General features: G+C 64.0%; 11 protein-coding genes. 10 read left to right on the plus strand and 1 reads right to left on the minus strand.

Translation table 11 applies throughout. From position 1 onward, the window contains the following. The first annotated feature begins 218 nt into the window (after positions 1-218). From atpB to ACUXH0_RS07445, 8 genes are all read left to right on the plus strand, one after another. Positions 219-1,100: a F0F1 ATP synthase subunit A gene (gene atpB, locus ACUXH0_RS07410; RefSeq protein WP_004628622.1), complete on the plus strand. Its 882-nt coding sequence runs from the start codon at positions 219-221 to the stop codon at positions 1,098-1,100. A gap of 83 nt (positions 1,101-1,183) precedes the next feature. Beyond that, the gene (atpE, locus tag ACUXH0_RS07415) at positions 1,184-1,450 is read left to right on the plus strand and encodes a F0F1 ATP synthase subunit C (protein ID WP_003262709.1); all 267 of its coding nucleotides are present in this window, start codon (positions 1,184-1,186) and stop codon (positions 1,448-1,450) included. A gap of 106 nt (positions 1,451-1,556) precedes the next feature. Beyond that, positions 1,557-2,027, plus strand: a complete 471-nt coding sequence (locus ACUXH0_RS07420) for a F0F1 ATP synthase subunit B (protein WP_004628630.1) — start codon at positions 1,557-1,559, stop codon at positions 2,025-2,027. A 2-nt stretch (positions 2,028-2,029) separates the two neighbouring features. After that, positions 2,030-2,566, plus strand: a complete 537-nt coding sequence (locus ACUXH0_RS07425) for a F0F1 ATP synthase subunit delta (protein WP_004628631.1) — start codon at positions 2,030-2,032, stop codon at positions 2,564-2,566. A gap of 73 nt (positions 2,567-2,639) precedes the next feature. Next, positions 2,640-4,181, plus strand: coding sequence for a F0F1 ATP synthase subunit alpha (gene atpA, locus ACUXH0_RS07430; protein ID WP_004628633.1), 1,542 nt, complete (start codon positions 2,640-2,642; stop codon positions 4,179-4,181). A gap of 64 nt (positions 4,182-4,245) precedes the next feature. After that, positions 4,246-5,121, plus strand: coding sequence for a F0F1 ATP synthase subunit gamma (atpG, locus tag ACUXH0_RS07435; RefSeq protein ID WP_004628636.1), 876 nt, complete (start codon positions 4,246-4,248; stop codon positions 5,119-5,121). A 42-nt stretch (positions 5,122-5,163) separates the two neighbouring features. Next, positions 5,164-6,567, plus strand: coding sequence for a F0F1 ATP synthase subunit beta (atpD, locus tag ACUXH0_RS07440; RefSeq protein ID WP_024542535.1), 1,404 nt, complete (start codon positions 5,164-5,166; stop codon positions 6,565-6,567). 91 nt (positions 6,568-6,658) lie between these two features. Next, positions 6,659-7,075 carry a F0F1 ATP synthase subunit epsilon gene (locus ACUXH0_RS07445; RefSeq protein ID WP_004628639.1) on the plus strand — a complete coding sequence of 139 codons (417 nt, stop codon included), beginning with the start codon at positions 6,659-6,661 and terminating at the stop codon, positions 7,073-7,075. 99 nt (positions 7,076-7,174) lie between these two features. On the opposite strand, the gene ACUXH0_RS07450 is transcribed toward ACUXH0_RS07445, so the two are convergent. Further along, positions 7,175-9,577, minus strand: a complete 2,403-nt coding sequence (locus tag ACUXH0_RS07450) for a DUF6600 domain-containing protein (RefSeq protein WP_182593850.1) — start codon at positions 9,575-9,577, stop codon at positions 7,175-7,177. A 611-nt stretch (positions 9,578-10,188) separates the two neighbouring features. Here ACUXH0_RS07450 and ACUXH0_RS07455 point away from each other — a divergent pair. Together ACUXH0_RS07455 and ACUXH0_RS07460 are read left to right on the plus strand one after the other, a co-directional pair. Beyond that, complete coding sequence (locus ACUXH0_RS07455) at positions 10,189-11,331, plus strand: RsiV family protein (protein ID WP_182593851.1); 1,143 nt, start codon at positions 10,189-10,191, stop codon at positions 11,329-11,331. 23 nt (positions 11,332-11,354) lie between these two features. Then, complete coding sequence (locus ACUXH0_RS07460) at positions 11,355-11,816, plus strand: CoA-binding protein (RefSeq protein WP_024542534.1); 462 nt, start codon at positions 11,355-11,357, stop codon at positions 11,814-11,816. Positions 11,817-11,964: the final 148 nt, after the last annotated feature.

Below are 11,964 nucleotides of genomic sequence, written 5' to 3' on the forward strand. Positions count from 1 at the left end.
CTCCAGCCCACCACGACATGGCGGGCACACTGGACGTGTTGGTACACGGCAAGGACCTGATGCAGGAGAAGCCAGGTTCATTGCGCTGACACTCCGCAAGAATAAGGTGGCGTGTTTCAGCCGCGTGCAGTCCGCGATCTCCAGGGGAAACCTGGTTGCATCGGGCGCGAGTCGGAACGGGTCACGAAGAATGTTTCGCAATATTGGACTGAATCATCATGGCAACTGAAGTCGCAGAAGCCGCCGGCCACGCCGCCGAGCACGCTCTTACGCCTTCCGCGTATATCGCGGAGCATTTGCAGAATTTCAACAGCATCGGTGGCAAGCAGGCCTCCGTCGTCGACTTCTCCGTCATCAACTGGGACACGATGTTCTGGTCCGTGTTGATGGGCCTGATCGGCATCATCGTCCTGGGCATTGCCGCACGCCGCGTCACCGCCGGCGTTCCGGGTCGCTTCCAGGCTTTCGTTGAACTCGTTGTCGAGATGGTCGACGATCAGGCCAAGGGCATCATCCACGGCGATCGTTCCTGGATCGCTCCGCTGGCGCTGATGGTCTTCGTGTGGGTTACGCTGATGAACGCGGTCGACCTGATCCCGGTGGACTGGGTCACGGGCGTCAACCACCTGCTCGGTACCTTCGGCGTGCACGTCCCGCACCACCGCGCGGTGGCCACGGCTGACCTGAACGGTACGTTCGGCATGTCGTTCGCTGTGCTGATCCTGATGATCTACTACAGCTTCAAGATCAAGGGCGCCGGCGGCTTTGCACACGAGCTGCTGTCGGCACCGTTCGGCGCCAAGTGGTACCTCGCGCCATTCAACCTGATCCTCAACATCATTGAATTCCTCGCCAAGGCTGTGTCGCTGGGCATGCGGTTGTTCGGCAACATGTACGCGGGCGAACTGGTGTTCCTGCTGATCGCGCTGCTTGGCTCGGTCTGGACGTTCGGTGCTGATACGTCGGCACTGGGTTTCGTGGGTCACGTGGTGGCTGGCGCAGTGTGGGCGATCTTCCACATCCTGATCGTGCTGCTGCAAGCCTTCATCTTCATGATGCTGACGCTGGTGTATATCGGCCAGGCACATGAACACCACTAAGTAGTTGCGGTTCAGGTTCTCCGGTTCCGTTTGATTTTTCCAAGTTCTCAAGTTCTTAGTCTTTCACGTAAAAGGGAGTCATCATGCAAGCATTTCTCGCCAACATCCAAGGTCTGACCGCCATCGGTATCGGCATCATCATTGGCCTGGGTGCTATCGGCGCCTGCCTCGGCATCGCACTGATGGGCGGTAAGTACATCGAAGCCTGCGCACGTCAGCCTGAACTGATGAACCCGCTGCAAACGAAGATGTTCCTGCTGGCTGGCCTGATCGACGCGGCATTCCTGATCGGTGTTGGTGTGGCCATGCTGTTCGCGTTCGCCAACCCGCTGCTGTCGGTCATCAAGTAATTCTTTTCGGTCTGCATGATGCCGGAGGCGGCTAGGGTGAACGCACCGCGTGACCCTCGCCGCTTCGTGCATTGATCCGTAGTCTCAATACCGAAAGGAACACACCATGAACCTGAACGCCACACTCGTCGCGCAGATGGTCGTGTTCTTCATCCTGTGGTGGGTTGTTGCCAAATTCATTTGGCCGCCCCTGGTGAAGGCGCTCGACGAACGCGCGAAGAAAATCGCCGATGGCCTGGCCGCTGCCGATAAGGGCAAGGCTGAGCTGGAGCTGGCCAACAAGCGGGTCGACCAAGCACTGACCGAGGCGCGCAATGAAGGCGCGCAACGCATCGCGGACGCTGAAAAGCGCGCCCAGATGACCGCCGATGAGATCAAGCAAAACGCCCAAGCCGAAGCCGCGCGCATCATCGCGCAAGCCAAGGCCGAAGCCGAGCAGCAAACCGTGCGCGCGCGTGAATCGCTGCGTGACCAGGTTGCTGTTCTGGCCGTCAAGGGTGCCGAGCAGATCCTCAAGCGTGAAGTCAATGCGCAGGTCCACGCCGATCTGCTCAATCAACTCAAGGCTGAGCTGTAATCATGGCAGAACTCGCAACCGTTGCCCGTCCGTACGCAGAGGCGCTGTTCCGCGTGGCGAAGGCCGGCAATCTGGGTGCATGGTCTGAGCTCGTGTCGGAAATGGGGCAAATTGCCGCCGTGCCCGACATGAAGGCAGTCGCCGATGATCCGAAGCTCTCCAAAGCCGATGTGGCGGGGATCTTCCTGTCGGCGCTGAAATCTCCGGTATCGCATGAGGCGAAGGAACTGGTTGGCCTGCTGGTGGCCAACAAGCGCCTGACGCTGTTGCCGGAAATTGCCGCGCAATTCCATGTGCTGCGGAATGCCAGCGAAGGCGCCGCCGACGTCGAGATCACCAGTGCGTTCCCGCTTGAGGGCGCGCCCCTGACCGAACTGGTCGCCACGCTCGAACGCAAGTTCGGCAAGAAGCTGCAGGCTCACGTGAGCGTCGATCCTTCGTTGATCGGCGGCGTGCGTGTGCAGATTGGCGACGAAGTGCTCGACACCTCGGTGCGCGCGCGCCTGACGCAGATGCAGTCTGCGCTGACCGCCGCGTAATGCTGTTTCGCGAGGCGCCGATGCAATCGACGATATCGCGCCCGCAGACAGATTGAAGAATTAGGAGCATTCGATGCAACTGAACCCCTCCGAGATCAGCGACCTGATCAAGACCCGTATCGAGGGCTTGAAGGCTGGCGCTGACGCAAAGAACACCGGCACGGTCATCTCCGTGACGGACGGTATCTGCCGCATTCATGGCCTGTCGGGCGTGATGCAAGGCGAAATGCTGGAATTCCCGGGCAACACGTTCGGCCTCGCGCTGAACCTCGAGCGCGACTCTGTCGGCGCTGTGGTGCTGGGTGAGTACGAGCACATTTCCGAAGGCGACGAAGTCAAGTGCACGGGCCGCATTCTGGAAGTGCCGGTTGGCCCGGAACTGCTGGGCCGCGTGGTCAACGCACTGGGCCAGCCGATCGACGGCAAGGGCCCGATCAACGCCAAGAAGACGGACGTGATCGAAAAGGTCGCTCCGGGCGTGATCGCGCGTCAGTCGGTGAGCCAGCCGGTGCAGACCGGTCTGAAGTCGATCGACGCAATGGTGCCGATCGGCCGTGGGCAGCGTGAGCTGATCATTGGCGACCGCCAGACCGGCAAGACCGCCGTGGCAGTCGACGCCATCATCAACCAGAAGGGCAAGGGCATCTTCTGCGTGTACGTGGCAATCGGCCAGAAGGCTTCGACGATCGCCAACGTGGTGCGCAAGCTCGAAGAGCACGGCGCGCTGGAATACACGATCGTGGTGGCTGCCGCCGCTTCCGATTCGGCTGCCATGCAGTACCTGTCGGCCTACGCCGGCTGCACGATGGGCGAGTACTTCCGCGACCGCGGCGAAGACGCGCTGATCGTGTATGACGATCTGACCAAGCAAGCTTGGGCGTACCGTCAGGTTTCGCTGCTGCTGCGCCGTCCGCCTGGCCGTGAGGCTTACCCGGGCGACGTGTTCTACCTGCACTCGCGTCTGCTGGAGCGTGCTGCGCGTGTGAACGCCGAGCATATCGAGAAGATCACCAACGGTGAAGTCAAGGGCAAGACCGGTTCGCTGACCGCACTGCCCGTGATCGAAACGCAGGCCGGCGACGTGTCCGCGTTCGTGCCGACCAACGTGATCTCGATTACCGACGGCCAGATCTTCCTGGAAACCGACCTGTTCAACGCAGGTGTACGCCCCGCAATCAACGCCGGTATTTCGGTGTCGCGTGTGGGTGGTGCTGCCCAGACCAAGGTCATCAAGAAGCTGTCCGGCGGTATCCGTACCGACCTGGCCCAGTACCGTGAACTGGCTGCGTTCGCGCAGTTTGCTTCCGACCTGGACGAAGCGACCCGCAAGCAGCTCGAGCGCGGCCGCCGCGTGACCGAACTGCTCAAGCAGCCGCAATACCAGCCGCTGCAGGTGTGGCAGCTGGCCGCGTCGCTCTACGCAGCCAACAACGGCTTCCTCGACAACGTGGACGTGAAGGACATCCTGGCGTTTGAAAAGGGCCTGCACGACACGCTGAAGACGAAGTACGCCGACCTCATCAACCGCATCGAAGATACGAAGGATCTGTCGAAGGACGATGAGGCCGCCCTGCGTGCCGCGATCGAGGATTTCAAGAAGTCCGCCGCGTTCTAACCGCGTCATTCCCTGAACTGGTCACGCTTAGCCTGCGTGGCCAGGTCGGAACGGAGAGAGTGAAATGGCCGGAACAAAAGAAATCCGCACCAAGATCAAGAGCGTGCAGAACACGCGCAAGATCACCAAGGCGATGGAAATGGTCGCCGCATCCAAGATGCGCAAGGCGCAGGAACGGATGCGTGCTGCCCGCCCGTACGCCGAGAAGATCCGCAACGTGGCTGCGCACATGGCGCTGGCCAATCCGGAGTACAAGCACCCGTTCATGGTTGCGCGCGACATCAAGCGTGCCGGCCTGATCGTCGTGACGACGGACAAGGGCCTGTGCGGTGGCTTGAACACCAACGTGCTGCGTGCCGTCACCACCCAACTGCGCGATCTGCAGAACAAGGGCGTTGAGACGCAAACCACCGCCATCGGTACCAAGGGCATGCAGTTCCTTGGCCGCGTCGGTGCAAAGGTGGTCTCGAATGTCGTGCATCTGGGCGACACGCCGCATCTGGAAAAGCTGATCGGTGCAATCAAGGTGCAGCTGGACGCGTTCAACGCTGGCCAGATCGATGCCGTGTACCTGGCGTACACCCGCTTCATCAACACGATGAAGCAGGAGCCGGTGGTCGAGCAGCTACTGCCGCTGACCGCCGACAAGCTCGCGCAGAGCGATGCCGAGAAGCAGGCCTACTCGTGGGATTACATCTACGAGCCGGACGCGCAAACGGTGGTCGACGAGCTGCTGATCCGCTATGTCGAGGCGCTGGTGTACCAGGCGGTGGCCGAGAACATGGCCTCCGAGCAATCGGCCCGGATGGTGGCGATGAAGGCGGCTTCGGACAACGCGAAGAACGTGATCGGCGAACTGCAACTGGTCTACAACAAGACCCGTCAGGCAGCGATCACGAAGGAACTGTCCGAGATCGTCAGCGGCGCAGCTGCAGTCTGATAGCCACGGCAAAGAATCAAGTTATTGGAGATACAAATGAGTATCGCAAACGGAAATATCGTGCAGTGCATCGGCGCCGTGGTGGACATTCAGTTCCCGCGCGACGCGATGCCGAAGGTCTACGACGCGCTGGTGCTGGACGACAGCAACGACGCTTCGTTCGCCGAGAAGGGCCTGACCTTCGAAGTGCAACAACAGCTGGGCGACGGCGTGGTGCGTACCATTGCGCTGGGTTCGTCCGACGGTCTGCGTCGCGGCATGCGCGTGGCGACCACCGGTGCGCCGATCTCGGTGCCGGTCGGTCACGGCACGCTGGGCCGCATCATGGACGTGCTGGGTCGTCCGATTGACGAAGCCGGCCCGATCGCCTGCGACGAAAAGCGCGCGATTCACCAGAAGGCCCCGAAGTTCGACGAGCTGTCGCCGTCGGTGGACCTGCTGGAAACCGGCATCAAGGTGATCGACCTGGTCTGCCCGTTCGCCAAGGGCGGTAAGGTGGGTCTGTTTGGTGGCGCCGGCGTCGGCAAGACCGTGAACATGATGGAGCTGATCAACAACATCGCCAAGCAGCACTCGGGCTTGTCGGTGTTTGCTGGCGTGGGCGAGCGTACCCGTGAGGGCAACGACTTCTACCACGAAATGAAGGACTCCAACGTGCTCGACAAGGTGGCCATGGTGTTCGGCCAGATGAACGAGCCGCCGGGCAACCGTCTGCGCGTGGCGCTGACCGGCCTGACGATGGCCGAGCGCTTCCGTGACGAAGGCCGTGACATCCTGTTCTTCGTCGATAACATCTACCGCTACACGCTGGCCGGTACCGAAGTGTCGGCACTGCTGGGCCGTATGCCTTCCGCCGTGGGCTATCAGCCGACGCTGGCTGAAGAAATGGGCAAGCTGCAGGAACGTATCACGTCGACCAAGACTGGCTCGATCACGTCGATCCAGGCCGTGTACGTGCCTGCCGATGACTTGACCGACCCGTCGCCGGCAACGACCTTCCTGCACCTGGACTCGACCGTCGTGCTGTCGCGTGACATCGCTGCACTGGGTATCTACCCCGCAGTGGATCCGCTCGACTCGACGTCGCGCCAGCTCGACCCGCAAGTGGTTGGCCAGGAGCACTACGAAGTCGCCGACCGCGTGAAGAAGACGCTGCAGCGCTACAAGGAACTGCGCGACATCATCGCGATTCTGGGCATGGACGAACTCTCGCCGGAAGACAAGCTGGCTGTGGGCCGCGCCCGTAAGATCCAGCGTTTCCTGTCGCAGCCGTTCCACGTTGCAGAAGTGTTCACGGGCTCGCCGGGCAAGTACGTGCCGCTGAAGGAAACCATCCGCGGCTTCAAGATGCTGGTGGACGGCGAGTGCGATCACCTGCCGGAACAGGCGTTCTACATGGTCGGCTCGATCGACGAAGCCTTCGAGAAGGCCAAGAAGCTCCAGTAAGAGCAACGTCTGGCACCGCGCGTGAGCCGGGGCCAGTACTGGCTTCCTGAAGCCCCTTCAGGAAGCCGCTTTTCTGAGCAAAGGAATCGAGATGGCAACCATTCATGTAGACGTCGTCAGCGCTGAGCACGAGATCTTCTCCGGCAATGCCAAGTTCGTGGCGCTGCCTGGTGAAGCCGGCGAGCTGGGCATTCTGCCCGGCCACACGCCGCTGATCACGCGCATCAAGCCGGGCGCCGTGCGCATCGAGAAGGAAGACGGCGGCGAAGAGTTCGTGTTCGTTGCCGGTGGCATTCTCGAAGTGCAGCCGAAGAGGGTGACCGTGCTGGCCGATACCGCAATCCGCGGTCACGACCTGGACGAAGCCAAGGCGAACGAAGCCAAGCGTGCGGCTGAAGAGGCGCTGCAGAATCAAGGCAGCGACCTGGATCTGGCCCGTGCGCAGAGTGAACTGGCCGTGGCCGCTGCGCAGCTTGCAGCGATCGCGCGCCTGCGTCGCAAACGCTAGGGCAAGTGTGTACCGGCCGGTGTCATCGGCCGGCGCAGAGGAAAAAGCAGCCCCGAAAGGGCTGCTTTTTTTTTGCCTGAGAACTGGCGCAGTGCCTGCTCAGCGGTGCTCACCTTCGCGCTTCTCATCACCGCGATTGCCTTGCGGATGCGGCTGGGCCTCGTGGTGTTCCTGCCGAGGTGGTTGTGCCTGCTGCTGCTGCGGTTGTGGCGCACGAGCTTCAGGCGGACGCGGTTGAGGCTGCGGCTGTGGCGGGCGCATCTCAACGTGCGGTTGCGGTGCGGGACGCGGGGCTTCCATGTGCGGTTCCGGCCGGCGTTGTTCGGGCTCGGGGCGTGCGCGCATCTGCGGCGGTTCGTTGTGCTGGCGCTCCTGCATGGCCGGTGCCGGGTTACCGTTGAAGCGATTCGGCTCCTGGCCGCCGCGCTGCGGCTGAGGTTGTGGCGCTTGCGCGCCGGCTTGCGGCAGTTGCGGACGCGGTTCGAAGGCGCGGCGCTCGTCTCGCGGTGTACCGGGCGCGCCGTCGCGCAGCGGTGGACGTGTCGTCATGCCCGCCGGGCCTTGTGGCGCCTGTGTAGTCTGCGGTTGTCCCGGGCGGTCCTGCGGCGCGGCGGCACCCGGCAGCGGGCGTGGCCGGTTGATCGCGCCCGGGGCCATCAGACCCTGTGGAGCTGATCCAGGTTGGGCACCATGGGCCGTCTGCGCATTCTGCGGGTTTGGGGAGCCCATCAACCCTTGCGGCCCATTCGGACCGCGTTGTTCCGCCGGTCGGCCAAGCTCGTTACCGGCGCGTGAGGGCCCATTTGGTCCATTGGGCCCACTCGGCGCGGCGCGGGTCAACCGTAGACCCGCTGCCTGCGCAGCGGCTGGCGCGGTCGGCATTCCCGTATCGGCGTGGCCTCGCACTGGCGCAACGCGGGCGCTCACGTTGCCGCCCGTCCATGCCGGGCCAGCGCCCGGGAGCGCACCGCCTTGAGAGCGGAACCGTTCTGCCAATGCATCGTGTCCACCTGCCGGCGCGGCGGGTGCTCGTACTGCAATCGCCTGACGTGCAAACGCCTGCTGCGGCGGCAACTGGTGCGGCCCGCCGTTGGCCGCTGCACCCACCAGGCTGGCACGCACCGGTGCCAGCGCCGGCGTCGACACAAACTGCGCATGCGCCATCTGCGCGCGCAATTGTTCCGGTCGCAGATGCGTCATGGCGGGACCGACCGGCTGGCCGTTGACGAAGGTCTTGGCTGGCACCGCCGTCAGTGCGGCTGGGTTGTTGGCATTGACATAGGTGACGCGGTTCACGTTGCGAACGTTGGTCACGTTGGTGGTGTTGTTGATGATGGTCTTGTTGACCGTGACGTTGTTCACCACCACCGTGCGGTTGATGTTCGTCACGTAGGTCGGGCTGGCCGCATACACCGGGCGATACGCCTCGCCCGGCGCCAGCGGGAACCATGCCACCCCCGGCGAGCCGATCGAGATGTTGATCCCCCAGCTCACTCCACCGCCGCCTCCGCCGCCCACGAAGCCGACGAGCGCTGGCGCATAGACCGGCCGCGGTACCACCGGTCCCGGCACCCAGCACCACGTCGTGCCGACGTACGCCCAACGGCCGTAGTGGAAAGGCGCAAAGCCCCACGGCGCGTCGTCCACCCACGTCCAGCCCCAGGGCGCCACCCAGGCCCAATGGCCCGTGCGATACGGTGCCCAGCCGACGGGCACGGCGCGCGGTACCCACACGGCGCCATAGCCGTCTTCTTCACGCCAGGTGCCGTTGTCGTCGAGGGCCTCGTAGCCGGTCATTTCGCGGCCGACGTAGCGGGCGGAGACCGAAGCGTCTTCGCGTGCATCGCGCGATTCGGCCCAGCGGTCGAAGGCGTCGCGACCTGGGTTGTCGGTGCCGCCGGCCTCGGCGAGGTCCGTGCCGCCGAAGCGGATTTGCTGACCTGCGCCCAGCGGCGTGGAGCGGTCATCGCCGTAGGCCGTGCCCTGACCGTGCCACACGGTGACGGTCGTGCTCGAACCATCGGGGGCGACGTCAAGACGGTATTCGCCCGGTGCCTGCGGCGTGAACGCCAGGTTGGGCGTATCGATCTCGATGGTCTGGTCGGCCGGCAGCGACCGCACGCGTACCGACAGCGCGCCTTGCGTGAGCTTCACCTGCGTGTTGCGGTCGTCCAGGTCGACGAGCGTGGCGCCGGTGTTCTGGCCCAGGCGCAACGCTGTGGAGCCGACGTGGAGCTCACTGTGGCTGCCTTGGTCGGACCACAGGCGGTCACCCGTGGTGAGCGGGCGGTTGAGCGAGGCGCCGGCCCAATCATCGGAGCCGGCGGGCGCGAAGCTCACCGTGCCGGAAAAGTCCGACAGCCGCGCCACCCGTGAAGCCGGATCGGCTGCCATCGCGGCCTGCGCACCGCAGACCAGCAGCACGGCGGCAACACCTACCGCGCGCAACACATACGGCAGCCGTACACCGGAAAGGGGGGAACGACGGGAAACTTTGGACATGATGAGCCCTCGTTTTTATAGCGGCCTGTGCCGCGTGGATGTCTCCATTTAACGCGGCAGGCGGCGAGGGGTCGACTTGCCTTTGTAAGAGCGTGTTTCGCGGTAGCAGGCAGCCCCCAGATGTATCGGCTGGATCCAAGGCACTTGCGAGAGGCGGGAAGCTGTCGGGCAGGCGCGCGAATTGCGCACACAAAAAAAAGCGCGCGGGCCGGGGAGCGCCGCGCGGACGGGAAATCCCTTCGAGGGGTCAATTCGAAAGGAGGGGGTAACCTTGCACCGGGGTCTGCGTCCGTGGTCGTCGCCCTGGACGGGGATGGTCATCCGGCGCCTGATATGGCGCACAACAATTGGACACAAACGCTGAGGTGCGAAGGCATTGTGGGTGACGGGGTGGCCCCGAGGCGTAACAAAGTGTGTCGGATTGCAATCGAATGCAAGCGCGGTAAAAGCCGCCCTGTGTGAGTCCGAAAGCGCCTGAAGGGCCGGTTCGGGGAACGCCTGCTGCACCTGCACAGTCCCATCGTTTTGCCGCTGAGGCAGACGGGGCTTGGAAAACGGCGAACCAGCGGTGTGTGTCCTAGTCTGGGGTGTCGGGTTGATAGGAGGGAGGCATGCACAGGCATGCGATGCACGATGTGTTGCAGAAGTCGGTGAGGGCGGGCGTTTTTGTTACCTTGATGGGGGCACTTGGCGGGTTGGGCAGCGCACAGGCCGGAACAGAAGCGGTCTTCGCTGCGCCTGCAGCACCCGCGAGTGCGCCGCCCGCCTCGGCACCTGTTGCTTCTGCGCCAACTGTCGCCCTTGCAAAAACGAAAGAGCAGCACGAGCGCCTGGCGGGTAGTTTCTGGCAGGGCACGGTGGGAAAGGGCGCCGACAGCCCAGGGTGGAACGTCTGGCTGAACGTGTACGACCCGCCACCCAGAGGGCAGGACGCGGACAAGGACCCGGTGGCCGACACGCTGACTGGCGATGCCTACGACGACCGCCCCCAGGGCCGCACCTTCTGGACCATCGAAGGGCGCAACGTACCCGAGCGCCGCTTCGTGTGGCGCGAGCGCGCAGAAGCACTCGATGCGGCTGGCCAGCCCGTCGTGCGCGAGGGCGGCACGCTCTCCGGTGCGCTGTCGGCCGACGGCTCCACCGCCACCGGCACCTGGAGCGATGGTGGCCGCAGTCAACCCTTCACGCTCAAGCGCGTGGCGCGCTATCAGGAGTCCACGGGCGCTTCCGGCCAGGCCAAGCTGACCGAGCGCTATCCGGTGACGGGCGATGCCGGCATCGACGCGCTGATCCAATCGCTGCGCGTGCGCAAGTGCGATCAATTCGACAACGAATGCGTCATCCGCATCAGCGCCATCGGTTTGGGCGACACCGTGAGCCTCTTGCGCATGGTCTGGGCCTACAGCGGCGGCGCGCACGGCAACTACAGCTTCACCGCCGGCAACTGGCGACGCGGTGCGCAGGGCTTCCAGCCGATCGCCTTGGCCGATGTGCTGAACCCCACATCCGCCTGCCTGCAGAGCTTCAATACGCAGATTGTCGATGCGCTCAAGCGCGAAGGCGCACCCGATGCGCCGCGCGGCGCCCTCAAGGAGCGCGACCTGCGTAACGCCGCGTTTCCGTTTACGCTGCAAGGTGACCGCATCGTCGTGCACTACGGGCCGTATGAGGTCGGACCCTATTCGTCGGGCGCGTTCCGTGCTGCCGTGCGCATCGATGACCTGGGCGCCGCATGCAAGCGGCCCGCAACCTGATTCCATCTGCATCGTCAACCATGTTGTCCGCCAATCCCTCCTACGCTGACGAGCAAGCCACCATGCGCCGGCTGCTGTCCGGCAAGACCATCGCCGTGGTCGGGCTGTCGCCGCGTCCCACGCGGCCCAGCTATGACGTGGCGCGCTATCTGCAGCAGGCCGGCTATCGCATCGTGCCCGTCAATCCGCAGCACGCGGGCGAAGACGTGCTCGGCGAGCCCTGCTACGCCACGCTCACCGAAGCTGCGACGACGCTTGCCGCCGCCGGCCAGCGCATCGATCTGGTCGATATCTTCCGGCGCTCAGAGCAGGTGCTGCCCGTCGTGCAGGAAGCCGTGATGCTGGGCGTGGGCGGCATCTGGGTGCAGCTCGGCATCGTGAATGACGAGGCGATGGCCGTGGCGCGCAACGCTGGCATTCCGGCCGTGCAAGACCGCTGCACGAAGATCGAACACTGGCGACTCGGCATCGGCGAGCAAAAATAAATGTCAGCCCCCAAGGCGCCCTGTGCGACGAACGCGACGGCGCCCCGGACTGACATTCCGCTGCCGCTCGCGCCGTGCGGCTTCCTGACGTATCGGAAGGTCCAAGCCAGCGCGACGCGCTACACTCGGGCGGTCGTCGCATCCCGCT

The sequence above is a fragment of the Ralstonia sp. 110700041-2 genome, assembly GCF_056280165.1.

What these genes read in the sequence shown, in the direction of transcription:
- atpB (WP_004628622.1), top strand. Translation starts at nt 219, where the DNA reads ATGGCAACTGAAGTCGCAGAAGCCGCCGGCCACGCCGCCGAGCACGCT.
- ACUXH0_RS07455 (WP_182593851.1), top strand. Translation starts at nt 10,189, where the DNA reads ATGCACAGGCATGCGATGCACGATGTGTTGCAGAAGTCGGTGAGGGCG.
- ACUXH0_RS07445 (WP_004628639.1), top strand. Translation starts at nt 6,659, where the DNA reads ATGGCAACCATTCATGTAGACGTCGTCAGCGCTGAGCACGAGATCTTC.
- ACUXH0_RS07420 (WP_004628630.1), top strand. Translation starts at nt 1,557, where the DNA reads ATGAACCTGAACGCCACACTCGTCGCGCAGATGGTCGTGTTCTTCATC.
- atpE (WP_003262709.1), top strand. Translation starts at nt 1,184, where the DNA reads ATGCAAGCATTTCTCGCCAACATCCAAGGTCTGACCGCCATCGGTATC.
- ACUXH0_RS07450 (WP_182593850.1), bottom strand. Translation starts at nt 9,577, where the DNA reads ATGTCCAAAGTTTCCCGTCGTTCCCCCCTTTCCGGTGTACGGCTGCCG.
- ACUXH0_RS07425 (WP_004628631.1), top strand. Translation starts at nt 2,030, where the DNA reads ATGGCAGAACTCGCAACCGTTGCCCGTCCGTACGCAGAGGCGCTGTTC.
- atpG (WP_004628636.1), top strand. Translation starts at nt 4,246, where the DNA reads ATGGCCGGAACAAAAGAAATCCGCACCAAGATCAAGAGCGTGCAGAAC.
- atpA (WP_004628633.1), top strand. Translation starts at nt 2,640, where the DNA reads ATGCAACTGAACCCCTCCGAGATCAGCGACCTGATCAAGACCCGTATC.